Source organism: Burkholderia sp. JPY481, from assembly GCF_038900515.1.
GTDB classification, from domain to species: domain Bacteria; phylum Pseudomonadota; class Gammaproteobacteria; order Burkholderiales; family Burkholderiaceae; genus Paraburkholderia; species Paraburkholderia youngii.
The window spans coordinates 106,462-130,107 of sequence record NZ_JAYMRT010000006.1; the positions used below are offsets into that span (position 1 = coordinate 106,462).

General features: G+C 62.7%; 22 protein-coding genes and 1 pseudogene. 8 read left to right on the forward strand and 15 right to left on the reverse strand.

The annotated features are described in order from the left end of the window. Positions 1 to 38: 38 nt before the first annotated feature. On the reverse strand, positions 39 to 587 hold the full coding sequence (locus VSR82_RS16880; RefSeq protein ID WP_498857939.1) for a DUF488 domain-containing protein: 549 nt from the start codon (positions 585 to 587) through the stop codon (positions 39 to 41). Between the two features lie 240 nt (positions 588 to 827). On the opposite strand from VSR82_RS16880, the gene VSR82_RS16885 reads away from it, so the two are divergent. After that, positions 828 to 2,228 (forward strand): MFS transporter, encoded by a 1,401-nt coding sequence (locus VSR82_RS16885; RefSeq protein ID WP_410850086.1) that lies wholly within the window; start codon positions 828 to 830, stop codon positions 2,226 to 2,228. A gap of 33 nt (positions 2,229 to 2,261) precedes the next feature. Here VSR82_RS16885 and VSR82_RS16890 read toward each other — a convergent pair whose 3' ends face one another. Beyond that, positions 2,262 to 3,227 (reverse strand): sulfonate ABC transporter substrate-binding protein, encoded by a 966-nt coding sequence (locus tag VSR82_RS16890; RefSeq protein ID WP_410850085.1) that lies wholly within the window; start codon positions 3,225 to 3,227, stop codon positions 2,262 to 2,264. Between the two features lie 93 nt (positions 3,228 to 3,320). Next, positions 3,321 to 4,148, reverse strand: a complete 828-nt coding sequence (locus VSR82_RS16895; RefSeq protein WP_429462650.1) for a MetQ/NlpA family ABC transporter substrate-binding protein — start codon at positions 4,146 to 4,148, stop codon at positions 3,321 to 3,323. 232 nt (positions 4,149 to 4,380) lie between these two features. Here VSR82_RS16895 and VSR82_RS16900 point away from each other — a divergent pair, with 232 nt between their 5' ends. From VSR82_RS16900 to VSR82_RS16910, 3 genes are all read left to right on the forward strand, one after another. Beyond that, on the forward strand, positions 4,381 to 4,581 hold the full coding sequence (locus VSR82_RS16900) for a hypothetical protein (RefSeq protein ID WP_368583935.1): 201 nt from the start codon (positions 4,381 to 4,383) through the stop codon (positions 4,579 to 4,581). 156 nt (positions 4,582 to 4,737) lie between these two features. Beyond that, positions 4,738 to 6,027, forward strand: a complete 1,290-nt coding sequence (gene soxC / locus VSR82_RS16905) for a sulfite dehydrogenase (protein ID WP_498857940.1) — start codon at positions 4,738 to 4,740, stop codon at positions 6,025 to 6,027. Beyond that, positions 6,020 to 6,643, forward strand: a complete 624-nt coding sequence (locus VSR82_RS16910; protein ID WP_429462648.1) for a c-type cytochrome — start codon at positions 6,020 to 6,022, stop codon at positions 6,641 to 6,643. Before soxC ends, VSR82_RS16910 begins: the two co-directional genes overlap by 8 nt. 40 nt (positions 6,644 to 6,683) lie before the next feature. On the opposite strand, the gene VSR82_RS16915 is transcribed toward VSR82_RS16910, so the two are convergent. The 6 genes from VSR82_RS16915 to VSR82_RS16940 all read right to left on the reverse strand — a co-directional run bounded on the left by VSR82_RS16915 (position 6,684) and on the right by VSR82_RS16940 (position 13,976). After that, complete coding sequence (locus VSR82_RS16915) at positions 6,684 to 7,124, reverse strand: MarR family winged helix-turn-helix transcriptional regulator (RefSeq protein WP_013094239.1); 441 nt, start codon at positions 7,122 to 7,124, stop codon at positions 6,684 to 6,686. A 27-nt stretch (positions 7,125 to 7,151) separates the two neighbouring features. Further along, positions 7,152 to 9,047: an FAD-binding monooxygenase gene (locus VSR82_RS16920; RefSeq protein ID WP_429462646.1), complete on the reverse strand. Its 1,896-nt coding sequence runs from the start codon at positions 9,045 to 9,047 to the stop codon at positions 7,152 to 7,154. A gap of 127 nt (positions 9,048 to 9,174) precedes the next feature. Next, positions 9,175 to 9,384 carry a hypothetical protein gene (locus VSR82_RS16925; RefSeq protein WP_368583932.1) on the reverse strand — a complete coding sequence of 70 codons (210 nt, stop codon included), beginning with the start codon at positions 9,382 to 9,384 and terminating at the stop codon, positions 9,175 to 9,177. A 16-nt stretch (positions 9,385 to 9,400) separates the two neighbouring features. Beyond that, complete coding sequence (locus VSR82_RS16930) at positions 9,401 to 11,236, reverse strand: extracellular solute-binding protein (RefSeq protein WP_498857979.1); 1,836 nt, start codon at positions 11,234 to 11,236, stop codon at positions 9,401 to 9,403. Between the two features lie 330 nt (positions 11,237 to 11,566). Continuing rightward, positions 11,567 to 12,892 (reverse strand): MFS transporter, encoded by a 1,326-nt coding sequence (locus VSR82_RS16935; RefSeq protein ID WP_429462642.1) that lies wholly within the window; start codon positions 12,890 to 12,892, stop codon positions 11,567 to 11,569. 124 nt (positions 12,893 to 13,016) lie between these two features. Continuing rightward, positions 13,017 to 13,976, reverse strand: coding sequence for an MBL fold metallo-hydrolase (locus VSR82_RS16940; RefSeq protein ID WP_368583930.1), 960 nt, complete (start codon positions 13,974 to 13,976; stop codon positions 13,017 to 13,019). Between the two features lie 204 nt (positions 13,977 to 14,180). Here VSR82_RS16940 and VSR82_RS16945 point away from each other — a divergent pair, with 204 nt between their 5' ends. Both VSR82_RS16945 and VSR82_RS16950 read left to right on the forward strand, forming a co-directional pair. After that, entirely contained in the window at positions 14,181 to 14,984 is an 804-nt protein-coding gene (locus VSR82_RS16945; protein ID WP_410850079.1) for an IclR family transcriptional regulator, read from the forward strand. Positions 14,985 to 14,989: 5 nt separating this feature from the next. Further along, positions 14,990 to 15,844 carry an IclR family transcriptional regulator gene (locus tag VSR82_RS16950; RefSeq protein WP_368583928.1) on the forward strand — a complete coding sequence of 285 codons (855 nt, stop codon included), beginning with the start codon at positions 14,990 to 14,992 and terminating at the stop codon, positions 15,842 to 15,844. Positions 15,845 to 15,851: 7 nt separating this feature from the next. Here VSR82_RS16950 and VSR82_RS16955 read toward each other — a convergent pair whose 3' ends face one another. The 4 genes from VSR82_RS16955 to VSR82_RS16970 form a co-directional block, all read right to left on the reverse strand. Continuing rightward, positions 15,852 to 16,043, reverse strand: a complete 192-nt coding sequence (locus tag VSR82_RS16955) for a DUF2783 domain-containing protein (RefSeq protein WP_013094246.1) — start codon at positions 16,041 to 16,043, stop codon at positions 15,852 to 15,854. Between the two features lie 5 nt (positions 16,044 to 16,048). Next, on the reverse strand, positions 16,049 to 17,734 hold the full coding sequence (locus VSR82_RS16960) for an FAD-dependent oxidoreductase (RefSeq protein WP_429462637.1): 1,686 nt from the start codon (positions 17,732 to 17,734) through the stop codon (positions 16,049 to 16,051). Positions 17,735 to 18,194: 460 nt separating this feature from the next. Then, entirely contained in the window at positions 18,195 to 18,554 is a 360-nt protein-coding gene (locus VSR82_RS16965) for a hypothetical protein (RefSeq protein ID WP_498857941.1), read from the reverse strand. 243 nt (positions 18,555 to 18,797) lie between these two features. After that, positions 18,798 to 19,103, reverse strand: coding sequence for a hypothetical protein (locus VSR82_RS16970; RefSeq protein ID WP_429462635.1), 306 nt, complete (start codon positions 19,101 to 19,103; stop codon positions 18,798 to 18,800). Between VSR82_RS16970 and VSR82_RS16975 the strand changes: the two are divergent. Continuing rightward, positions 19,045 to 19,812, forward strand: a pseudogene (locus VSR82_RS16975) (zinc-binding dehydrogenase). The gene VSR82_RS16970 and the pseudogene VSR82_RS16975 sit on opposite strands and share 59 nt — an antisense overlap. 103 nt (positions 19,813 to 19,915) lie before the next feature. Next, positions 19,916 to 21,037, forward strand: a complete 1,122-nt coding sequence (locus VSR82_RS16980) for a Vgb family protein (protein WP_429462633.1) — start codon at positions 19,916 to 19,918, stop codon at positions 21,035 to 21,037. A gap of 73 nt (positions 21,038 to 21,110) precedes the next feature. Here the strand turns inward: VSR82_RS16980 and VSR82_RS16985 are convergent, their stop codons facing one another. Beyond that, complete coding sequence (locus tag VSR82_RS16985; protein ID WP_429462631.1) at positions 21,111 to 21,530, reverse strand: DUF1810 domain-containing protein; 420 nt, start codon at positions 21,528 to 21,530, stop codon at positions 21,111 to 21,113. A 699-nt stretch (positions 21,531 to 22,229) separates the two neighbouring features. After that, entirely contained in the window at positions 22,230 to 22,973 is a 744-nt protein-coding gene (phbB, locus tag VSR82_RS16990; protein WP_368583923.1) for an acetoacetyl-CoA reductase, read from the reverse strand. Positions 22,974 to 23,646: the final 673 nt, after the last annotated feature.

Sequence of the window (23,646 nt, forward strand, 5' to 3'; positions counted from 1 at the left end):
TGCGGGGTGACTGGCGTGCAGTCGTGTGGTGAGTCGGCTCAGTTCTGGGTCTGAGCCTGATAGATCAGCGTGCCGTCGGCCTGGGGCTCGGCGCCAGGCGTCATCGTGGCGGCGTTCGTGTGATGCGCGTCCATGATGTGCAGCACGGTTTCATCGTGCATCAGCAGATAGTCCGTAATGATACGCCGGTGGCAACGCCACCAGACCGCTTCCGAACACATGATCGCGCAGCGCTGCCGATGACCGAGCGTCCGCAGTTGCTTCAGTCCCTCGCGGAACGCGTCGCTCATTGCATAGTCGGCATAGTTGCGAAAGGCCGGATGCGTCCAGTACGCATTCGGCGACGGCGCGTCATCCTTGTGCCTGCTGCGGCGTCCGCCGAGCGCCGCGAGATGCACGTAGTCGATATGTTCCGCCGCGAGCGAGGCGGGCAGCGTGTCGCGATTGAACTGCGGGTTGGTCCGCGAGCGCGGGATGCTGCGCACGTCGACGAGCAAGGCGATCTGTTCGCCTTTCAGTAAGTCGACGAATTCCTGCAGCGGACGCGTCGAGTGGCCGATCGTGTAAAAAGGGCGTTTCGTTTTCATGCGTGTCTCGCCGACGCTGATAGCGGCGACGATTCCTACACGTCTACAACCTTTGGCGCAGTAAGGTCAACTGCGTCCCGATTCAGGCGCCGCACGTGCCATGCCTGAGAAGCCGGGTAGCCATCATCCCGGCATCCGGTACAACCTTGCTCCCGCGAGTCAGAGTTGCAACAATGCACCCGCGACGGCAACAGCGCGGCACACCGTCGCCCGCGTATTTTCTTTCGACCCGCTTGCACCATGACCGACGGCCTGCCCAATCCCCAACGCGCGTTTGCGTACCTCGCGATCGCCATCGCGATGACGATGTCGGTGCTCGACACATCCATCGTCAACGTCGCGCTGCCCACCATCAGCAACGACCTGGCGGTATCGCCCGCGAATGCGATCTGGGTCGTCAACGCGTATCAGCTGGCGATCACGGTGTCCTTGCTGCCGCTCGCGGTGCTCGGCGACAGCCTCGGCTACAAGCGCGTCTACTGCTGCGGACTCGTGCTCTTCACGCTGGCGTCGTTCGCCTGCGCTAATGCGCACACGCTGCTGGTGCTGGCGGTCGCCCGCGTGTTCCAGGGCTTCGGTGCGGGCGGCATCATGAGCGTGAGTATCGCGCTGGTGCGCTTCGTTTTTCCGAAGGCGCGGCTGGGCGTCGGCGTCGGTTTATCGTCGCTGGTGGTGGCCGTTTCGTCGGCGGCGGGTCCGAGCATCGCGTCGGCGATTCTGTCGGTCGCGCACTGGCAGTGGCTGTTCCTCGTCAACGTGCCGCTCGGCGTCCTGGCGCTGTCGATCGGCGCGCGCACCTTGCCGGTGACACCGACCTCGGGCGCTCGCCTGAGCGGCCTGAGCGTCCTGCTCAACGCGCTCACCTTCGGCCTGCTGATCTCGGGTCTCGCGGCTTTCAACCAGCCGGGCGCGACGCAGCGCGGCGCCGTGATGGTTGCGCTCGCACTGGTGGCCGGCGTGCTGTTCGTGCGGCGCGAAAGCCGCCTCGCGAAGCCGATGCTGCCCATCGACCTGCTGCGCATGCCGGTGTTTTCATTGTCGATGGCGACGTCCATCTGCTCGTTCGCGGCACAGACGATGGCGTACATCGTGCTGCCGTTCTATTTCGAGCAGACGCTGAAGCTCTCGGAAACCCAAACCGGCTTTCTGATGACACCGTGGCCGCTCGTGACCGCATTGATCGCGCCGGTCGCGGGCCGGCTGTCCGACCGGTGGGCGCCGGGACGCATCAGCAGCGTCGGGCTCGTCGTGTTCGGCTGCGGACTCGCGATGCTCTGCCAGCTCGGCGACACGGCGACGCGTTTCGACATCGTGTGGCGGCTCGCGGTATGCGGCCTCGGCTTCGGCATCTTCCAGTCGCCGAACAATCGCGTGATCATCGGCAGTGCGCCGCGGCATCGCAGCGGCGGCGCATCCGGCCTGCAAGCGATGGGTCGTCTGCTCGGCCAGTCGAGCGGCGCGGTGGTGGTGTCGATCGTGTTCGGGCTCGTGCATGGCCGGCACCTGACGCTGATTGCCGGCATTGGCGCGGCGCTCGCGTTGGTCGCGGCCTGCGTGAGTTCGATGCGGCGCATGACGGAGTACAGCGACGCGCCGCAGGAACAACAGGCTCCGCCGACGCGGCCGGTCTCCGAGCGTTGATGCAGGTGCGGCGTCGTTGCGCCACCGGTGCGCCTACGCGAGATTCGAAGGCGCCGCTTTCAGCACGTCGACGTGCTTCGGAATCAGGCCGAGATCGAGGAACGTATCGGCGATCTGTTGCTGCTCGCCGAGAATCGCGCGGGTAATCGGCTGCGTGCCGAACTGCTGACGCTGCACCGCCGCGTCCACGACCTGCTTCGGCAGACCCCATAGCTGCGCGAGTTCGCTCGCGAGCTGATCCTTGTTTTGCCTGCCCCACTGATCGACCTTGTCGAGTTCTTCGATCACGATGCGGATCACGTCGGGATTGTTCGCCGCATAACTCTGCGACGAGAAGTAGAACGCCCGATTGCCGACTACGCCGCTCGCATCGGCGATCACGCGAGCGCCGAGCGAATGCTCCGCCGCGGCGAAAAACGGATCCCAGATGACCCACGCGTCGATCGACGCGCGCTCGAACGCCGCGCGTGCATCGGCGGGCGCGAGGAACACGAGCTTTACGTCGCCGTATTGCAGGCCATGCTGACGCAGCAGCTTGACGAGAAAGTAGTGGACGTTGCTGCCTTTGTTAAGCGCGATCCGTTTGCCCTTCAGGTCCGCGACCGAGCGGATCGTCGATTGCGGCGGCACCAGCACCGCTTCCGACTGCGGCCGCTTGTCGGTCGCCGCCACATAGGCCAACGGTGCGCCGGCGGCCTGCGCGAAGATCGGCGGTGCTTCGCCGACGTCGCCGAAATCGATCGAGCCGACGTTCAGTGCTTCCAGTTGCACGGGGCCCGCCGCGAACTCGGTCCATGTCACCGATACGTTCAGCGGCGCGAGCCGCTTCTCGAGCGTACCCCGGCCCTTCAGCAGATTCAGATAACCCTTCTGGTTGCCGACGCGCAGCGTGCGCGCGTTGCCTTGCGCGAACGAAAGCGGCGCTGCCGCGGCCGCCGCGGCGCCGAGCGAAAGTTTCAGGAAGGTGCGGCGGTCGTGGGGCGTTCTGATAATGGACATGACGGGCGATACGATCAGGAGGGCAATGAAGAGGACTGAATGCGCGGCGGCCGAAGCGCCGCCGCTCGAGTCGTGCGTGATCCGCGTGTCGGGTCAGTGTTGCGGCGCGCCGTCCCATGCCGGCAGCGTGGCGCCGTGATAGACGGTCAGGATCGCCGAGGCGACGTTGGCCTGCTGGTAGCTGTCGACGATCGTCTTCACCCACGCAGCGTTCGCGTCTTTCGCGTTGACCGCGATGAAGTTGCGATACGGGTTGCCCGGCACCTTCTCCTGCGCGATGCGTTCCTGCGGAATCTTGATGCCCGCCTTGATCGCCCAGTCGGTATTGACGACGGCGGCGTCGAGGTCGCCGATCGCACGGCCGACGATGCCCGCGTCGAGCTCCTTGATCTGGATGTGCTTCGGATTGTCCGCGATGTCGCGCGCGGTCGGCAGCAGGCCGACGTCGGGGCGCAGCTTGATCAGCCCGTTCGCTTGCAGCAGAAGCAGCGCGCGGCCTTCGTTGCTCGGATCGTTCGGCACGCCGATGGTCGCATTCTGCGGCAGCGCCGCGACCGATTTCACCTTGCGCGAGTAGAGACCGATTGGCTGCACGTAGGTATAGCCGACGGGCACGATCTGATAGTGGCGGGCGGCGATCTGCGCATCGAGATAGGGCTTGTGCTGGAACGAGTTCGCATCGAGGTCGTGTTCAGCGAGCGCTTCGTTCGGCTGCGTATAGTCGGAGAAGGTCGTGATCTTGACGGTGATGCCCTGCCTGGCCGCGTTGGCGGCGACCGCACGCCACACGTCTTCGTCCTCGCCGGACATGATCCCGACTCGCACCGTTTGTCCTGCCGCAAGCGCCGGTTGAGCACCGACGATGCCGCAAGTAACGAGAACGGAGAGAAGTGCGGCCCTGAGTGCATTTGTCGTAGTCATGCTGGGAATGCGATCGAAGTGGAGGACACCAGATCGTAGAGAGGCGCTCGTTAGCGCACAAATAATATCGAGCGCTATCGTTATCGCGGTTGAGCGTAAGCGGACAACCCGTCGTGTCGGCACCGCCGGACCGACATCGCATGGGCGGCGCAAAGCATTGCACAAATGCTTGTTTGCACAAGCGCGCGCTGCTGACTAGATTCGATGCATGCCATCAGCAGGAGGGCGCACGATGTCATTGAATCTCGCATCGTTCTATCGGCGGGCCGTGTCCGGCTCCTTCGAAGCCGTGCGGCAGCGGGTCCATCGCGACCGGCCGCGCAACGATCCCGAGCGCCTTGAGCGCATTGCGACTTACGCGCGCGCGGGGTATTTCAATATGGGCTATACGCTCGAATCGTTTAGCGTGATCGCGGAAATCGCACCGGATTGACGGTGTCATCGGATGGCCGTGGCAATTTTTTCTAATCCGCGCGCGGCATATCGCTCGCCGTCATAACCATAGTCGCAATCGGCTTTGATCGGGACGCTCGCACTACCTATACTCGTGCGCTTGTCGATCAACCCAGGCCGCCTCGCCGGCACGAGCATGTCGCGACATCCCAGTATCACTAGCGACGCGCATGATGCGTCGAAACCCGCGTCGCCGCGTCGGCGCCTGTTGGGCGGTCTCGCGTTGTCCGCGTTGGCCGCGCCGAACCTGAAGGCGGCGACGCTGCTCAAGCCGCTGGGCGTCGATCCTTGGACACAAACACCCGGCGCGCCGATTCTCGAGCATCCGTACGGGCTGCCGTCGCCGCGCGAGTCGAACGTGATTCGCCGTGCCGCGCGGGCGTGGCCGATGCCGGGCGCCGCATCGTCGCTGACGCCGCTCGCGGATCTGCATGGCTCGATCACCCCGAACGGGCTCGTCTATGAGCGGCATCATGCCGGGGTGCCCGATATCGATCCCGACGCGCACCGGCTCGTGATTCACGGTCTCGTGCGCGAGCCGAAGCTCTTCACGATGGACGATCTGCTGCGCCTGCCTTCGGAGTCGCGCATTCATTTTCTCGAGTGTTCGGGCAACACGGCGAGCGAATGGAAAGGACCGAGCGGGCTGCCCGTGCAGATCACGCACGGACTGCTGTCGTGCTGCGAGTGGACCGGCGTCAGGCTGTCGACGCTGCTCGAAGCCGTCGGCGGACGCACGCCGACCAGCGACGGCGCAACGCCGCAGTGGCTGCTCGCGGAAGGCGCAGACGCCGCCGCGATGACGCGCAGTTTGCCGCTCGAGCGGATTCTCGAGCGCGCGCTCGTCGTCTATGCGCAAAACGGCGAACGCCTGCGGCCGGAGAACGGCTATCCGCTGCGTCTGTTGGTGCCGGGCTTCGAGGGCAATACCAACGTGAAATGGCTGCGGCGGCTGAAAGTCGTCGATGCGCCGTTGCAGACCCGCGAAGAAACGTCCAAATACACGAGCATTCTGCCCGACGGCCGCGCGCGTCAATTCGTGTTCGAGATGGATGCGAAGTCGGTGATCACGCGGCCTTCCGCCGGACAGCGGCTGACCGCGCAGGGCTTCTATCCGATCGTCGGGCTCGCGTGGTCGGGGCGCGGAGCGATTCGCAAGGTCGAGGTATCCACCGACAGTGGAGCGACATGGCAGGCCGCGGTGCTCGACGAGCCGGCGCGCGATCGCGCGTTGACCCGCTTCCAGGCCGGCTTCGTGTGGAACGGTGCGCCGAGCGCCATCCTGTCGCGCGCAACGGATTCGACCAGCTACGTTCAACCGACGCGCGAGGCGCTCGTCGCGGCCCGTGGACTGAACTCGAACTATCACTACAACGGCATTCAGCAGTGGCGCATCGAAGCCGATGGGAGCGTTAAAAATGCGTGAGCCTGTGCAGTTCGGTGCTTCGAAATCGAAAACGATGCGCGCTCTGCTGGCATGGGTCACGGCTAGCAGTCTGCTCGCTGGCTGTTCGTCTTCTTTCGATGCAACCCGCGACGTGCAGTCCGCTGCCGCCGCGCAAGCGCGCTGGCGTTCATCCGTCGACGCGATCGGCAAGCCTGTCAGCGAATCCGCTCTGAGCGCATGGAATATCGATGTCGCGCCGAACGGCCAAGGCTTGCCCACCGGCAGCGGCGACGTCGCAACGGGTGGCCGCATTTTCGCGGCGAAATGCGCGGCCTGTCATGGCGCGAAAGGCGAGGGGCTGATCGGCGATCAACTGATCGGTGGAGCGGGCACGCTCGCGACCGCGAATCCGAAGCGCACCGTTGGCAGCTACTGGCCGTATGCGACGACGCTGTTCGACTATATAAACCGGGCGATGCCGTATAACGCGCCGCAGTCGCTGAGCGCGGATGAGGTGTATGCGCTCAGCGCGTGGATCTTGAACCGCAACGGCATCGTGCCGGACGATGCGCGTCTCGACGCGCATTCGCTCGCCGCTATCCGTATGCCCAACCGGGATGGCTTCGTGCCCGACCCTCGACCGGGCAAGCTTTGACAAGAATTCGACCGACGGGCTTATTGAAGCGGTAAGCGCATCAAGCCTGCGGCGGCAACAGCGCCGCAAGCAAGCGGCGCAACTGCGCCAATTCGCTTGCCGTCAGTCGTTCAGTGAGAATGCGCTCGACCTGCTCGACGCGCGGACGCAAGGCCGCAAGTTGCTTCTTGCCGGCAGCGGTGAGATACAACACATAACTGCGCTTGTCGACAGGATCGTCGGCGCGCTCGATCTGGCCATTGCGCACCATACGTGCAACGAGATCGGCGATCGTCGAACGATCCACATCGAGTTTGTCTCCGAGTTGCCGCTGACTGACGCCAGGTGTCTCGTGCAAGACCTCGAGCGCCGCGTACTGCACGCTCGTGATCTCAGCGGAGACCTCACTCAGCCAGACCGCTGCATGGCGCTGCTGGGCACGGCGCACCAGGCTGCCAGTAAATTTCGGGAGCGCGCCGGCGTCTTCAGGTTTGATCGGCAATTTCGGAGTGTCGGATTTAGTTATGGTTTAACGCGCGCGAAAGATGGGCCGGAAGAAGGCGTTCAACTCCGCGTATGCATTCAATGGGAGAACATGGGCCACGTATTGGTCGGGACGTACCACCACGAGTGCACCTTGTTCGCGATCGATGCCGCGCTCGTCGAAGATATCAGTCGTCGCGTCGCTCGTAAATGCCTTTTCGTAGTCGATCAGGCCGTGGAGACCCTTGCGCGGCAGCAGCAGAGCAGGGATGTCCTGGAGACGGACTTCGCGATGCGGCTGTTGCAATACCGCGCGCAGATCGAGAACGCTGTCCACGTCTGCATCCTTCGGCGTAAAGAGCCGCAAAACGGATTCCGGCGACTTGTCGAGATACTCGCACAACGCATTCAGCGCACGACCCGTTGCGTCCGCAAAAGCGTACAGACGCCAACGGCCGTCCGCTTGCGCGGCATGCCCGAGATGGAACGGCTTCGCGTCAGCGAGGCGAACCACAGGCGACGAGTGAAAGCGCGTGCCGATCGTAAAGCCTTTGGCGAGCGCCTGATGCGTCGCTTCACCGGTCAGGGTGGCCGGCCGGTAACGCGTCGCGACACCAGCCGTGTAGCGGCCAGCGCGAACGAAGTACGCCTGAAGCTCAGCGGGATCGACACCGCCTGCTTCGGGCCGGTTGGGGTCCTTCGGCGGAGCGGCCATCATTGCCGACCATTCCTTGTCGAAATCGATCAGCTCCTGCGCGATGGGTTGGCGCTCGTCCGAATACGTGCGCAGCAGATCGGCGTCGCTGCGGCCTTCCAGCACCGCGCCGAGCTTCCAGCCCAGATTGAAGCCGTCCTGCATCGACACGTTCATGCCTTGGCCCGCCTTGGCGCTATGCGTATGGCAGGCGTCGCCCGCGATGAACACGCGCGGTTCGCGTGAAGTGCCGTCGGCGGCGATAGCGTCGTCGAAGCGGTCGGTGAGACGCTGACCGACCTCGTAGACCGAGAACCACGCCACTTCTTTAACGTCGAGCGTATAGGGATGGAGGATGCTCTGCGCCGTCTCGATGATGCGATCGACCGTGATCTGCTTGAGGTTGTCGCGATTCTCCGGCGTGACGTCGCCGAGGTCGACATAGAAGCGAACCAGATATCCGCCTTCACGCGGAATGATCAGCAGGTTGCCCTTGCTCGCGGATTGAATCGCCGCTTTCAGCCGGATGTCCGGGAAGTCGGTAACGGCCAGCGCATCCATCACGCCCCACGCATGGTTGGCCGCGTCACCGCGTAGCGTTTGTCCGATGGCGGTGCGTACCCGGCTGCGCGCGCCGTCGCAACCGACGACATAGCGCGCGCGCACGGTCACGGTCTCGTCGAGACGCGCGGGATCGGTGCGCCGCAGCGTGACCAGCACCGGGTATTCGTTCGTATCGTCGCGCTGGACGTCGACCAGTTCGAGGCCGTAGTCCGGCTCGATCCGGCGCGCGGAGCGACGCATCACGTCGAGCAGATACTCCTGGATACGCGCCTGATTGACGATGACGTGCGGAAATTCCGACAGTCCCGTTTCGGTATCCTGAACTCGGCCGGTACGACTGATCGCGCCGCGGTCATTTGCATCGGGTCGCCAGAATACCGTTTCATTGACCCAATAGGCTTCTTGCAGCAGGCGATCTGCGAGGCCGAACGCATTGAACATCTCGACGGTACGGCACGCTACGCCATCGGCCTGTCCCATCTGCAACGGTCCGTCACGACGTTCGACGATGCGCGTGTTGATCGACGGGAATTGCGACAGCTGCGCCGCCAGCACGACTCCGGCAGGGCCGCTGCCGACGATCAGCACGTCGACCTTCTCCGGCATCTGCGCATCATGCGCGTTGCTGATGGCTGGCTCGATCGTCGGATCGCCGACCCGGAAACCGTTGAGATGAAATTGCATACCGTCCTCCTCCGTTCAGTAAATATCTGCTGAACGCGAATATACTCCGTACCCCAACCATTTTGAAGTACTTCGTGCGAGGATGGATGTTTACCCTGGTTTGGAAGAGCCACCTGGATCGTCTGATTCAATGGCCGTGCCAATGGCCTCCATGGCCACCCCAGTAACCGCCAATGCCGATGCCCAGGCTCACGGCCGGCGGCGCGACGTAGTACCCGGGGGCATAGCCGTAGGCGGGTGCTGGCTCATATCCATAGCCATAGCTGGGCGGCGGCGGGGCGACGACGCACCCCGCGAGGCCGACCGATACGATGGTTGCAAAGAGTAGTCTGCTCATGATCGTTGTCCTCCAATCATGGAGGGCGTGCAAGTTTCGGTCCAGCCGCTTTGCGCCACCACGTCGACAGAACCCATTCGTCGGCGGAGAAGTAAAGCGGCAGCTTCGCCGGATAGGCGAGGCTATTCCGGTACGCGATGCGATGGACCGCGGAATACCAATGCGGGATCACGTAATAGCCGTTCATCAACACCCGGTCGAGCGCGTGGGTCGCATCGACGAGCTGCTCGTCCGTTTGCGCGCCCAGCACCTTGCGCAGGATCGCGTCGATGGCCGGCGACTTCACACCGGCGAGATTGTCGGAGCCCGGCTCGTCCGCGTACTGGCTGCCGAAGCGCGATAGCTGCTCGGTGCCCGGCACCTGTACGTCAGGCAGACGTACGGTCGTCATGTCGAAGTCGAACGCGTCGATGCGCTTTTGAATCAGTGCGAAATCGGCGGTGCGAAAGTTCATCGTGATGCCGAGCTTCTGCAGATTGCGGCCGAACGCAGCGGCGACCGGCTCCATCGACACGCCGCCACCCGTGTCGCCGAGCAGCTCGAAGACGAACGGCTGACCGTTCGCGTTACGCAGCGCGCCGTCGCGATACGTCCAGCCCGCCTGCGCGAGCAGCTCGCGCGCCTTGATCAGGTTGGCGCGCAGCGATCCGGGCGGATCGGTGTCGGGCTGTTGCGGCATCTCGCCGAACACGGCGGGATCGAGTTGATTGCGCAACGGCTCCAGAATCGCGAGTTCGCCTTCGCTGGGTTTGCCCTTGGCCTGCAGGTCCGTGTTGACGAAGAAGCTGTCGGTGCGCTTGTACTGATCGTAGAAAAGCTGCCGGTTGAGCCACTCGAAGTCGAACGCGAGATCGAGCGCCTCGCGCACGCGCACGTCCTGAAAGAGCGGCCGCCGCAGGTTGATGAAAAAGCCCTGCATGCCCACGCCGTTGTGATGAGGAAACTCGCGCTTGATCAGCTCGCCACTGTCGAAGCGCTTGCCGATATCGCGCCGCACCCAGCTCTGTGCGGTGTGTTCGACGAGCACGTCATACTCGCCCGCCTTGAACGCTTCGAGTTGAGCGACCGCGTCCGCATACAGCTTGTAGTCGATGCGCGCGAAGTTGTGCGTGCCGACGCGGACGGGCAGCGACGCGCCCCAGTAGTTCGGGTTGCGCTCGTAGCTGATGGTTCGGCCGTTGTCGTATCGGTCGATCAGATAGTCGCCGCTTGCGATCGGCTTCTCGAACGCGAGCTGATCGAAAGGAATGCGCGTGCCGTCCGGCCGCATGCCCCACTTGTGCGAAAACACCGGAATTCCGCCCGCGAGCAGCGGCATCTCGCGTGTCGCGACCTTGAAATCGAAGCGAATCGTGAGCCGGTCGATTACCACCGCTCGCGCGATCTGCCCGAAGTACACCGCGAACTGCGGTAGCGCCTGCGGACTTTTCAGGGTGTCGAACGAGAACTTGACGTCCGCTGCGGTGACGGGGTCGCCGTTCGAGAAGCGCGCTTTCGGATTGATGCGGAAGGTTGTCGACAGGCCGTCCCTGGCGACGTCGATGTCGTCGGCGAGCAGGCAGTACGCGCTCGCCACTTCGTCGGCGCTGCCGGTCGTCAGGCTTTCGAACATCAGTCCCAGTCCCGGTGCGGGATTGCCTCGCAGCGTAAATGGGTTGAATTTGTCGAAGCTGGTCAGCCGGTTCGGATTCGCGAGAACGAGCGCGCCGTCGCGTGGGGAGTCGGGATTGACGTAGTCGAAGTGCTTGAAATCAGCGGGATATTTGGGCTCGCCGTATTGCGCGATCGCGTAGACTGCGCAAGCGGGATCGGCACTCCACATCGCCGATCCGCTCAGCACGAGCGCGACCATCAAGCGCCATCTGTTGGACGAGCGGATCGTTGGGAGAGTCACGACTCCGTCCCGGTATCCGCACCGGTGCATCCACGCGGCAGACGATCGAGCGGAGCGCATCAGCCGCTCGCGCCCGTCACGACATCCCGATACGACGGATGTCCGGCTGGATGTCTGATGGCGGATGGCATGGTGGACATGGCTTTTCCTTTCGATGCTGGAGCCGGTGCCATCGTGATCTGCATTAGCCGTGCCTGAAGGATCGTCTATCCCGATTGCGGCGCGAACACTCGTTTCGCGGCGCGCAACCTGACTCTGCGACGCCAGCGACAACCAGTCAATCACGCATCACCGTCGCATCACATCGCCTTTGACGCCCGCCATCAACGCGCCCCCGCTAAGCACAAGCAGCCCAGCCAGAATATAAACGGCGAGATCCATACTGCCCGTCGCCGTGCGTATCTGCCCGATCACCCACGGGCTGACGATGCCGCTCGTGATGCCAATGCTGCTAATGAACGCAATGCCAGACGCAGCCGCTTTGCCAGACAGATAGCTGGTAGGAACGGCCCAGAAGATCGGCAGCGCCGCGAAGATCAACACAGAGGCCAGCGACAAAATTGCCAGCATCGCGGCAAAGCTGTTCAGGTGCAGTGTAAGCGCCGCAAGCGCGAGACCACCGACCACGGTGCAGAAAGCGAAATGTTTCCGCCGTTCCCCTGTTCGATCCGAGCGGCGCGCAATCAGAATCAGACCCACCGCGCCGATCGCATTCGGCACCACCGTATAAAGACTCACGGCGACCACATCCTGAACGCCGAAATCACGGATCATCAACGGCATCCAGAAGTTGAGCGTCAGCGATGCACAGGTCAGCGAAAAATAGATGAACGCGAACAGATAGACGCGCGGATTGAGCAACGCCGCAGCGAAGCTGCGACCGTCACGCCCACTGTTTTTCCCCTGGCCTTGCGCGCACAGAGCGACGAGCCGATCCTTTTCAGCCTGCGTGAGCCAGCTCGCGTCGTGCGGCTTGTCGAGCAGAAAGCGCCACGACAGGAGTCCGAGAATTACAGCCGGTGCGCCTTCGATCGCAAACATCCATTGCCATCCGAACAGGTTCAGCACGCCGCTCATGTCGCGCATGATCCAGCCGGAGAAAAGTCCGCCGAGCACGCCCGCGACCGCCACGCCTGCGAAAAACACCGAAATCACGGCGGCGCGCCGGCTGGCCGGAAACCAGTACGTCAAGTACAGCACGATGCCGGGGAAAAAGCCCGCCTCGAACACGCCCAGCATGAAGCGCAGTACGTAGAAGTGCGCGGGCTTCGACACGAACATCATGCACATCGACGCGATGCCCCACAGCAGCATGATCCGCATGAAGGTTTTACGCGCGCCGTATTTGGCCAACAGAATATTGCTCGGCACCTCGCACAGAACGTACCCGACATAGAACACGGCTGCGCCGAGTCCGTACATCGCGTCGCTGAAGCCGAGATCATGCTTCATCTGCAATTGCGCGAAGCCGATGTTGATCCGGTCCAGAAACGACACGACGTAGCAAAGAAACAGAAACGGCACGATGCGCCACGCGACCTTTCTGAACATCGAATCGTCGCTCGCGACCGACGCGGCGTGGCCAATGACGTTGCCATCGAGGGAATGCTGCATGTCTCGCTCCAGGTGCGGAGCGCGCCTGTGCGAAGACGAGCGCGCCCGAGGCGTCTAGCGCGCCTTCATGGTTTGAACGGGATAAGGAAAGACCGGACGGTCTTTCCCGGAGTGCGTGGGGCGATCAGCTCTGCAGCGCGTCCCACATTTCCTTGTCGCGCTGCGCGGTCCAGATGCGCGGATGGCTGATACCGCTTGCTTCGTCGTAGGCTCGCGACACGTCGAACGGCAGGCAATGCTCGTAGATGAAGACGTTGCCGAACTTCGGGTCCATCGCCTTGCGCGTGAGCGCCATCGCGCCCTTCAGATCGAGCTTGTCCCTGAATGCATCGCGGCCCGCCTGCAACAGCGTGGTCACGAAGTCTTTGGTGTAGTCGAGGCCCTTGTTTACCTCCGCCGGCGACAGCAGTGCGGGGCCGCGACCCGGCACCAGCTTCTGCGCATTCAGCGCGCGCAATGCTTCGAGCGTCGCTGGCCATTGTTCGAGTTGCGCGTCGCCGCAGTAACAGGCCGCGTCGTACTCGACCAGGTCGCCGGAGAACAACACCTTCTGCGACGGCAGCCAGACGATCGTGTCGCCCTTCGTGTGGCCCGAGCCGAGATGCGCGATGCGCACTTCGAGCTTGCCGAGAAAGAGCGTCATTTCCTTTTCGAACACCAGCGTCGGCCACGTCAGGCCGGGCACCGTTTCGACGCCTGCAAAAAGGCGCGGGAAGCGTTCGATCTCCGACTTCATATCCGCTTCGCCGCGCTCGACGATCATTTCGTAGGTGCCGCGGCTCGCGATCACCTGCTGCGCGCCTTCCTTGAAGTACGCCGACGCACCCAGCACGCGCACCGCGTGATAGTGCGACAGCACGACGTATTTGATCGGCTTGTCGGTGACGCTGCGGATCTTCGCGATCAGGTCTTGCGCCATGGCCGGCGTGGCGGTGGTGTCGACGATCAGCACGCCGTCGTCGCCGATGATCACGCCCGAGTTAGGGTCGCCCTCGGCCGTGTACGCATACGCGTTTTCCGACAATTGGGTCCACGTGATCTTCTTTTCTTCCAGGTCGGCCTGGGATGCGAAAGCCTTCGCCATGTCTGTCTCCGTCTCACGACTCGTTGGGGGATGACTAATAGTCGTCGTCGCTCGGATATTTGTCAATGACAAAATACCTTGTCATTGACTAAGCTAGGGTAAACTCCGTTGGTTGGTCGGCACGGTCCGATCGGATACCATCTAGGCCTTCCACGGGCGACACCGAACGGGCCAAACCTCCTTCGGACAAGGTCGGACAACACGATGGCTGATACGACAAGCGAAAAGAAACAGCGTGGCATTCAAAGCGTCGAGGTCGGCGGCCGGCTGCTGCAGGCGCTGGCGCGACAGCGCGAACCGCTCGGGCTGACCGAACTGGCCGGCGAGGCGCAACTGTCGTCGGCGCAGGCGCATACGTATCTGGTGAGCCTGACGCGCCTCGGCCTCGTCAAACGCGACGCGCTGACCGGAAACTACGAGCCGGGCCCGCTATCGTTGCGGCTTGGCCTGATGCATATCGAACAGCAGCCCGTCTATCGCATCGCGGCGCCCCACGCGGCTGCGCTCGCCGAGCGGATCGGTCTTTGCGTGGCGATCTGCGTGGCGGGCGTGCAGGGACCGACCATCGTGCGATACGAGCGCAGCGGTGCGCCACTGCATGTCAATCTGCACATCGGCACGGTGATGTCGCTCGAAGCGACCTCGACGGGCCGCGTCTTCTGCGCGTTCTGCGCGCCCGAGCAGGTCGCGGAAATGGCGCGAAGCCAGGCGCAAGCGGCGGAGCCTGCACCGGCGCGCAGCCGCGGCGCCAAAGGGCCGGCCAGCGCCGAATGGCGCGAGCGCTTCGATGAGATCCGCGCGCGCGGCATCGAGCGCGGCATCGATGCGCCGAGCCCGGGCATCAGCAGTCTGAGTGTGCCGGTGTTCGATGGCGACCAACGGATGCAACTCGCGTTGACGGCGATCGGATCGTCGGGCTCGATCGACGTCGCGTGGGATGGCGCGGTCGCACGTCAGTTGCTCGACACTTCCCGACGCATCACCGAAGCGCTGGTCACACCCACCTGAGAATCATGCAGATCGAAACCCCGGACGCGTCCGACGCGAACACGCCCCCACTCAGCGATACGAAAGCTCAGCGCGGCATCAGCGCGCTCGACAACACCGGTGATCTCCTGCTGGCGCTCGTTGCCGCCGGCCGTCCGCTGTCGCTGCGCGATCTGGCCGCCGCCGCCGATATGCCCGCTGCCAAGGCGTTTCCGCATCTGGTGAGTCTGCTCAAGGTGGGCTTGCTGAGCCGCGACGACGCGGGTCTTTTCAGCGCGGGACCGCTCGGCATGGAACTCGGCCTGATCGCGTTGCAGCGCATGTCGCCGATTCGCGATGCCGAACCGGAGATCGTGACGCTCGCGGCGGAGTCCGGCATGAGCGTCGCGGTCGCGATTCTTGGACCTTTGGGACCTACCGTTATCCGCTTCGAAGAATCGGCGCGACCGCAGCACGTGAGCCTGCGCGTAGGCACGGTGATGTCGCTCGTCAACACGGCGATAGGGCGCGTGTTCGCCGCGCATCTCGCGGACGACGTGTTGGCCGGGCTGTTGTCGCAGGAATCGATCAGACTTGCTGGCGCGCCGGCCGCGGAGGTGTTCGTGTCGTCGAAAAAGGGCGCGCCGTCATTGGTCCCGGCCTATCTGGCACGCCGCGCGAAGGTGCGGGAGGATGGTATCGATGACGCACTCGATGCGCCGGTGCCGGGCATCGGCGCGTTGGCCGCGCCCGTGTTCGATCACACGGGCAGCGTCAGTCTGGTGGTCGCGGTGATCGGTCCGTCGGGCGGCTCCGACTTCAGCATGGGCGGCGCGACCGCGCAGACGCTGCTCGCCACGACACGACGGCTGTCGTGGCGGTTCGGCTGGATCGGGCGCTGAACCTCATTCAGTCCGCGCGCGCCAGCGCGAGCGCTTCGAGCAGCACGTCGGCATCGCCGATGTGGTTCGCGAGCAGCAGCACGAGCTTCGCGTTCATGAAGTGGCTTTGCTCGTCGGTCAGTCCGTTGTGCGCGTCGATGAGTTTTTCATAGAACGCATCGGGATCGGCCATGTTCGTTTCGATGTTCAGCTTGGTCATGATGGTTATCCGTTGCAGGTTGCGCGATCCACGGCCTTGGTGACCGATGCGGTGTCGAGAGCGCGCCAGCGCGCGCAGACGTGCTGGTCCGGACGCAGCAGATAAAACGTGCCAGGCCGCGCATCGAAGCGATGCGTGACGATGCCTTCTACGTCCTCGATCACCGTGACGTGAGGCATGTCCGGCAGAGCGGTCACGGCCGCTCCACGCGGCACGACGATCAACGAGCGGACCGGCACCGCCAGAGATGCGAGCGCGCGAAGCTGTTCGGCGCATTTCGTCGGGTCGTCTCCCTGGCCGCAGAAGTGCACACCCGTGAAGCCGCCATGTCCGGTCTGATTCAGAAACCAGGCGTCTTCGCCAGCGAGCTTGACGGGCGCGTCGGTGCTAGCTGCGCCGGGCACCATCGCGCCGGTGAACGCGTCGGCGTCGGGTGTGTTGAGTGGCGAGTCACGCAGAATCGCCGGCACCGACAGACGGCCGCTGTTGACCATGCGCCGCGCGAACGGGCACTCCTTCGCGAGCTTGAGCGTGGCGTCGCGGAACATCCGCGAGACCGCGCTTTTCGGCGTGATGAAGTCGGTGGCGCGCGATGAGTTCCGGATGTTTTCGTCCGCCGCATATTCGCGCTCCGATGCATAGGTATCGAGCAGCGTTGGCGGCGCGTCGCCGTTGACGACGAGCCGCAGCTTCCAGGCGAGATTGTCGGCGTCCTGCACGCCGCTATTCGCGCCGCGCGCGCCGAACGGTGATACGCCATGCGCCGAATCGCCCGCGAACAGCACGCGGCCATGCCGGAAGCTGTCCATCCGCAAACACGAAAACGTGTAGACGCTGACCCATTCGAGCTCGAACTCGGCATCGTCGCCGAGCAGCGCTTTGACGCGCGGAATCACTTTTTCAGGCTGTTTCTCCGCGACCGGATCGGCGTCCCAGCCGAGCTGGAAATCGATGCGCCAGACGTTGTCGGGTTGCCTGTGCAGCAGTACCGATTGATTGCGATGGAAGGGCGGATCGAACCAGAACCAGCGTTCGGTCGGAAACGGCGCCTTCATTTTCACATCCGCGATCAGGAAGCGGTCCTTGAAGGTGCGACCGTGGCTGTCGAGACCGAGCGTCTTGCGCACCGCGCTGCGCGCGCCGTCGGCGGCGACCACGTATTGCGCGCGCATCGGATAAATGCCGTCCGGCGTTTCGACCTGCAACTCGACATAGTCGTCTTGCTGGGTCACACCGATCACATTGCTTTTCCAGCGCATCTGCAGATTCGCGGTCTGCTTCGCCTGATCTGCCAGATAGCCTTCGACGTAGTACTGCTGCAGGTTGATGAACGCAGGTCGCGCGTGGCCTGTTTCTGGCAGCAGATTGAACGTATAGATCAACTCGTCCTGCAGGAACACCTTGCCGACGTTCCAGCTCACGCCTTTGTCGACCATCTGTTTGCCGCAGCCGAGCCGGTCGAAAATTTCCAGCGTGCGCTTCGCAAAACAGATTGCGCGCGACCCGCTCGACAGCGTGTCGTCGTTGTCGAGCAGCACGGTGCGAACGCCCTGCTGGGCCAGATCGATGGCCGCGGACAAGCCGACCGGGCCAGCGCCGATCACGACGACCGGATAGGTGAGCGGGGCACCGGCATCGTGGTCGGCGGCTCGCTCGTAGTCGAACCGCATCGTTTGGTAGTCGATCTGCATGGCGTCTCCGGTTCTGCGGGATATCTTCGATTAATCTATAGCAAGCATTATTGCTCCTTGCTAATGTTGCTCATTCTATAAAGCTTTGGGAGCGCTCGAATCTGTATTTACCCTGGTGCGGTTTGCATTCCGCGTGCGCAGGCGGTCAATCAGATGGACAAAACTACGGAGCGCAACGCAGCGCTCGTCGAGTAAAACGCCGCGGCGGTGGGGAGCTTGAGGAAACAGGCTGCAAACCTCGTTGACTGCGTCGCACAGTTCGGGTTTTGAGTGAGGTGGCCGGCCGGCATGCTTCGGTGAAGTTGCTAAAACGGCCATATAAAAAATGCGGAGCCACTCGCACATGCGAGGGCTCCGCTGGTAGGAAGGGCCGGGTATCGACTGATCATCTTTGATTGGATTGTTCTCCGCTGAGGACCGTCGCCCGCTCTTCCTGAACAAACCCCGTAGCGTTTATGACTCATTGGGTGGTATGCGCCGCGCCGGCCTGAGTCGTGCCAGGTTGTGCCGATTCAGCCAAGGCCGCGCGTGCGCAGTCGCGGGACTCGCTCGCCGCCTGGTTGCGTTCTTGCCGGGCGTCGCGAGCTTCAGCCCTGAATGCCTTTCTGGCTTCCGCGGTCCGGGCGCGTTGTTCGCGGTTGGCCTCGCGAATCTCGTTTCGCTTCTGAACGATAGGGTCATTGTGGGTAGTCGCCGGTACGGTAGCAACCTCTGCGACCGGGGGCGCCGTCGCGGTTGGCTGCTGCGCGATAGCTGCGCCCGAAGTCATCAGGCCAAGCACGACGAGCGTTGTGGCGATTCGGTTGGTAAGGCGGCTCATGATTTACTCTCCGTTCAATTGAGGTCTACTGAATAATGACGACTGCCTTCTGAAGTGATGTGAGGTTGTCAGCCGACTGCGGTTGCCTCCGGTACAGCGAGGCGCTGATGGACTCTTTCGGATTTGTCTCAGCACAGGACTCATTCTAACGAAGGCCACCTTCATTTCAAATAGCTTTCAGCGGAATTTGCCAGGGTAAACCCTCTATTGGCAGAGCCGGATTTGGTGCCTGACCTGGCGGTGTCACCGCTGATTGCCCTTCCGGCGGACCTCCGCGTGTTGATTTACGCAGTTGTGCAGACGATCATTCAACGAAACCAATGGAGACGGGTTTACGCGAGAGCGTGAATCGCGATACTGGCCGTGCCGCGTGTGGATGTCCATGAAGTTGCCCCCCGCCGCGGCGACCCGCACCAGCACCTCGCCGGAACCCGGCTTCGGTATGTCGAGCTCGACGCGGCGCAGCACCTCGGGACCGCCATATTCATGAATCTGGACGGGAGCAGGTGTGACGTCGCTTTGCGCGGGCGATCGCGTGGCATGGTGCATATCGTGGGGCGCATACGCCGACTTTGCGATCGTGCCCGCCGCCCGGCTCGCGCGCCTGCCCGCCGATATCCGCTACGACATTGCGGCTGCATCGATCTTTCAGGGTTCGACGGCGCACTATCTGATCGAAGACGTGGCCAAGCTCGAAGCGGGCATGACCTGTCTCGTGCATGCGGCGTCGGGAGGCATCGGACAGTTGCTCGTGCAGCTTGCGAGGCGTCAGGCGCGGAAATGTTCGCGACGACGAGTACGCCGCAAAAGGCTGCTATCGCGCGAGCGCGCGGCGCGGATCACGTGATGCTCTATGAAAACGGAGCCTTCGCTGATCGGATTCGCGAGTTGACCCTTGGAAGGGGCGTCGATGTGGTATTCGATGCGGTCGGCAAGACCACCTTGCGCGATAGCTTTCGCGCCGTCCGCGTGCGCGGCCTTCATCAACTATGGTTTGGTCACGGGGCCGATGCGCGACCTCGATCCCTACGAACTGGGCGAGGCGGGTTCGCTGTTTCTCACGCGTCCGCGGCTCGCCGATCATCTCGCCGATGCGGCCACGGTGCAGCGTCGCGCGGACGATGTGTTCGCTGCCATCCGGCAAGGTGCGCTCAATGTCGAGATCAATGGTCGCTATACGCTAGACAACGTCGACGAAGCGCATGTGGCGCTGGAGGAGCGTCGGCAGGCAAGGAAGGCGGTGATCGAGATCGGCTGAAAGCAGACGCGTAGAGCGCTGCCAAGCACTGAAGCGTGGGGTTGAGCTCGGCAAGTGGCATTCGTGATACGTTAGCTGACACAGACAGCGACGGAGACCGCCGATGCTGATTCTTCTGCTGTTACTCGCGGGGCTCCTTTGGTGGATGTTCGCATTCCTTCTGCGGCATGCGGCGCTCGAACGACTTCGTGCAACGAAGTTTGCCCTGCGATCGACCGCCCGGTTTGTGATTGCCTTGGCGATCTACGCCATTGCTTGCGCGATGAGTACGGGCAACCTTGGCCTCGCGTATGCGCAAGCACAGCGGCCGTCATCGTTCGAAAGTTTCGCCTTGCCGGCCGGCAGCGCACCGCATGACGTCGCACCGGCGCATGACGGCACCGTGTGGTACACCGCGCAGGCACGGGGAGCGGCCGGGCGCCTGGACCCGCGCAGCGGCAAAATCGACACGATCGCGCTCGGCACCGGATCGGCGCCACATGGCGTGGTCGTCGGCCCCGATGGTGCAGCGTGGGTCACTGACGGCGGGCAGAACGCAATCGTGCGCATCGATCCGAAGACGCTCGCCGTCACGCGTTTTCCGCTCCCCAAGGACCGGTCAGACGCCAATCTGAATACCGCCGTGTTCGACAAGCAGGGGCATCTGTGGTTTACCGGGCAAAGTGGTATATACGGCGAGCTCGATCCGCAAAGCGCTCGCATGCGCGTCTTCGATGCTCCACGCGGCGCCGGGCCCTACGGTATCTGCGTGACGCGCACTGGGGATCTGTATTTCGCTTCGCTGGCGGGAAGTTACCTCGGTCGGATCGACCGGACGACGGGCGCGGCACAGGTCATCGAGCCGCCAACCGCGAATCAGGGCGCGCGCCGCGTCTGGGCCGATTCCAGCGGGCGCGTCTGGGTCAGCGAGTGGAACGCCGGAAAAGTCGGTGTATTCGATCCCGCGACGCATCAATGGCGAGAATGGCGACTGCCCGGCAACGGTCCGCACGCGTACGCAATATTCGTCGACGACCAGGACATCGTCTGGCTCAGTGAGTGGAGCGCTAATGCGCTGGTGCGCTTCGATCCGCGTACCGAGCGGTTCGACGTCTTGCCACTGCCGCGTGACCACGCGAACGTGCGCCAGATGATGGGCCGTCCAGGCGAGGTCTGGCTGTCGGAATCCGCGAATGATCATCTGCTGCTTTACCGGTCCCGTGCAGCCGATGCCGGCCGGCAGTGACGCCACACTGCACCGAGACCGGAATGCACAGTCCGTCGCGGCCCACGTGCGCGGGCCCGTTACTAAAAATGGCCTAGAGCAGCTCGAGGGTTCGCGGATCGGCTTCGCCGCCGAAATATTTGCGCAAAGCTTCGACAAATACATCGTTGTCGTTCGAGGCGCGCGAGAACAGCGTCACCGACGAGCGAAACTTGAGGTGATCCGGATACCCGAAAATCTCCTCGATGGAGCGGTCTTTGACGAGGTTGACCAGTTGTGTCGCTTCGCGCAGACGTGGGCCGAGTATCGGGTGGCGCAGGTATTCTTGCGCTTCGGCCAGCGACGAAAGTGCGAATCGCTGAGCCATTGCGCTCATGCCGAGCCCCTCGATTTGAGGAAACACAAACCACATCCAGTGGCTTCGCTTACGTCCATGCTTCAGTTCGTCGCATACCTGGGCGTAGACCGGGTCCTGTGCATCGAGGAAGCGTTGAAGGTCGTAGGGATCGTCCATTTCGTACTCCGCTGCAAACGTGAAAACCTATCGTTGAATCATGATTCTCGCGCGCATGACGGTACAGGTCTACGATCGATCTTCGCCCCGTCCCGGCAATGGAAGCGACTTGAGTAGTCTCACGAGCCTTGCTCGCTGCAATGGAGTCAGCCCTCGTGTAGCGCTCAGTTGCTGAACCCGCGCGCGCCAGTAGACGTCGGTGAACAGAGATTGCGCGGCACCCGCCGACAGGACCCGTTCGAGATGGGAAATCGCATCCTCGGCAGTCTGCGGCGAATAGGGGCTCGCTCTGTCTCCAGAAAGTTTTCTGCTTGTAGTTTTCATCCACTTCTCTCAATGTGGTGACCGACTGAATCCGGTCTGTGCGTCAGGCGTCAGTTGAGCCTGCTTCTTTCAGCAATCGTTTGCGCTTGTGGATATCGATGTTCGGCGGTGCAATCACTTTCGCGCGCGCGTTTGATGCCACGGATCGTGACGATTCAGTTCCCGCAGCATTCGTGCCCGCATTCGCTCGCGGCGATAGTGGCTAGCGACCATGAACATTGCGACACCGAGCGCCGTGCCTCCAATAACCAGGCCTATCGAGGTTTCACTCATGACGCGTTCCTCTCAGCGAGGCATAGGTGTGTTGCGTATGCGGTTCGGGCCGGCTCGTGCGGTGTCTCTGCATGAACCGGCTGGCGCGGGGGCGCGCGACTGTTACTGCATGTGCTGGCCGCCGTTGATCGCAACATTGGCGCCGGTCACAAAGCCGGCGTCGTCCGAGCAGAGGTAAAGCACGAGCGCCGCCACTTCCTCGGGCTTGCCCAGACGCCCCATGGGAACGTGCGGGAGGATCTTCGTATCGAGGATCTCCTGAGGTATCGCCGTGACCATCTTCGTGGCCAGGTAACCCGGCGAGACCGTGTTGACGGTAACGCCCTTACGCGCTACTTCCAGCGCCAGCGATTTCGTGAAGCCGTGCATGCCGGCCTTGGCTGCCGCGTAGTTGGTTTGGCCGATCGACCCTTTCGAGCCATTGACGGACGAAACGTTGACGATGCGTCCCCAACCCCGCGCGACCATCTCCTCGCAAAGTGGCTTCGTCATGTTGAACACCGAATCCAGGTTGGTGCGGATGACTGCGTCCCAGTTGACCTTGTTCATCTTCCGGAGCGTCATGTCCTCGGTGATTCCGGCGTTATTCACCAGAATGTCGACCGGGCCGACTTCATACTGAATTTTGGCTGCGCAGTGCTGGCATGAATCGTAGTCGGCCACATCGACCGGATACGCGCGAAAGTTCCTGCCTTGAGCTTCCATGTTCGCGAGCCATGCCGCCGCGCCGGTGTTGTTCGGCGAGTACGTGACTACCACCGCATAACCTGCATCGTGCAGTCTCGTACTGATCGCTTCTCCTAGACCACCCATACCGCCAGTCACTACAGCAATTCGTTTCGTCATTCTTTCCATCCGTGATCGTCATATCTGCGAGGAACGTGAATAACCCAATGGCCGTCTCGCACAACCCGCCATTGCTTTGGCACAACGTATTGCCGCGACCTGGATCGCGTCGGGTCGTCCGGCGGAAATGAGTCGGTTCTGTGTCTCTGTTGCGGACAAATAGCACGGTCTGCCTTGCCGGTTGGGCACCATTCGTCTGCTGATCAGGCGGGACGAGAACTCCGCTTCTGATAAATGTTATTTGCATGACTAATTAATCAGATGAAACTGCGAAAGCAGGTTCGACGTAGACCTGATTCAACAGGAAGACGCGCCTCGCGTGGCTCACCGTGTCATTATGTTACCGGTAACAATCAAGGATGCAGACAAGCCATTCGCTGTCCTTCGATTGCGATAGGCGCACCGTGTCGGCTAGCTATCGCAACGGCCGTAGATACGACCGACGAGGCGATAGTAGTAGAAAAACTACATATTTGCAATGAAGGAAATGTAGTTTTTGTACATTGTTGGCCTACTGACTATTGCCCCCAGTGTCCTTCCAGCTAGTGCGAACGATCGTTCGTGCGCACGGGCGTTCGACCACGAAACCGGATGGTTCATATCGACGACGCGGCCCCGCACTCGGTAATCGAGACCGTCGGCGTCGATGCTTGCCGCGTGAGAAGGAGACTCT

Coding starts and splice junctions, on each gene's coding strand:
- VSR82_RS16880 (WP_498857939.1), bottom strand. CDS start 587: ATGAAAACGAAACGCCCTTTTTACACGATCGGCCACTCGACGCGTCCG.
- VSR82_RS16885 (WP_410850086.1), top strand. CDS start 828: ATGACCGACGGCCTGCCCAATCCCCAACGCGCGTTTGCGTACCTCGCG.
- VSR82_RS16890 (WP_410850085.1), bottom strand. CDS start 3,227: ATGTCCATTATCAGAACGCCCCACGACCGCCGCACCTTCCTGAAACTT.
- VSR82_RS16895 (WP_429462650.1), bottom strand. CDS start 4,148: ATGACTACGACAAATGCACTCAGGGCCGCACTTCTCTCCGTTCTCGTT.
- VSR82_RS16900 (WP_368583935.1), top strand. CDS start 4,381: ATGTCATTGAATCTCGCATCGTTCTATCGGCGGGCCGTGTCCGGCTCC.
- soxC (WP_498857940.1), top strand. CDS start 4,738: ATGTCGCGACATCCCAGTATCACTAGCGACGCGCATGATGCGTCGAAA.
- VSR82_RS16910 (WP_429462648.1), top strand. CDS start 6,020: ATGCGTGAGCCTGTGCAGTTCGGTGCTTCGAAATCGAAAACGATGCGC.
- VSR82_RS16920 (WP_429462646.1), bottom strand. CDS start 9,047: ATGCAATTTCATCTCAACGGTTTCCGGGTCGGCGATCCGACGATCGAG.
- VSR82_RS16925 (WP_368583932.1), bottom strand. CDS start 9,384: ATGAGCAGACTACTCTTTGCAACCATCGTATCGGTCGGCCTCGCGGGG.
- VSR82_RS16930 (WP_498857979.1), bottom strand. CDS start 11,236: ATGGTCGCGCTCGTGCTGAGCGGATCGGCGATGTGGAGTGCCGATCCC.
- VSR82_RS16935 (WP_429462642.1), bottom strand. CDS start 12,892: ATGCAGCATTCCCTCGATGGCAACGTCATTGGCCACGCCGCGTCGGTC.
- VSR82_RS16940 (WP_368583930.1), bottom strand. CDS start 13,976: ATGGCGAAGGCTTTCGCATCCCAGGCCGACCTGGAAGAAAAGAAGATC.
- VSR82_RS16945 (WP_410850079.1), top strand. CDS start 14,181: ATGGCTGATACGACAAGCGAAAAGAAACAGCGTGGCATTCAAAGCGTC.
- VSR82_RS16950 (WP_368583928.1), top strand. CDS start 14,990: ATGCAGATCGAAACCCCGGACGCGTCCGACGCGAACACGCCCCCACTC.
- VSR82_RS16955 (WP_013094246.1), bottom strand. CDS start 16,043: ATGACCAAGCTGAACATCGAAACGAACATGGCCGATCCCGATGCGTTC.
- VSR82_RS16960 (WP_429462637.1), bottom strand. CDS start 17,734: ATGCAGATCGACTACCAAACGATGCGGTTCGACTACGAGCGAGCCGCC.
- VSR82_RS16965 (WP_498857941.1), bottom strand. CDS start 18,554: ATGAGCCGCCTTACCAACCGAATCGCCACAACGCTCGTCGTGCTTGGC.
- VSR82_RS16970 (WP_429462635.1), bottom strand. CDS start 19,103: ATGCACCATGCCACGCGATCGCCCGCGCAAAGCGACGTCACACCTGCT.
- VSR82_RS16980 (WP_429462633.1), top strand. CDS start 19,916: ATGCTGATTCTTCTGCTGTTACTCGCGGGGCTCCTTTGGTGGATGTTC.
- VSR82_RS16985 (WP_429462631.1), bottom strand. CDS start 21,530: ATGGACGATCCCTACGACCTTCAACGCTTCCTCGATGCACAGGACCCG.
- phbB (WP_368583923.1), bottom strand. CDS start 22,973: ATGACGAAACGAATTGCTGTAGTGACTGGCGGTATGGGTGGTCTAGGA.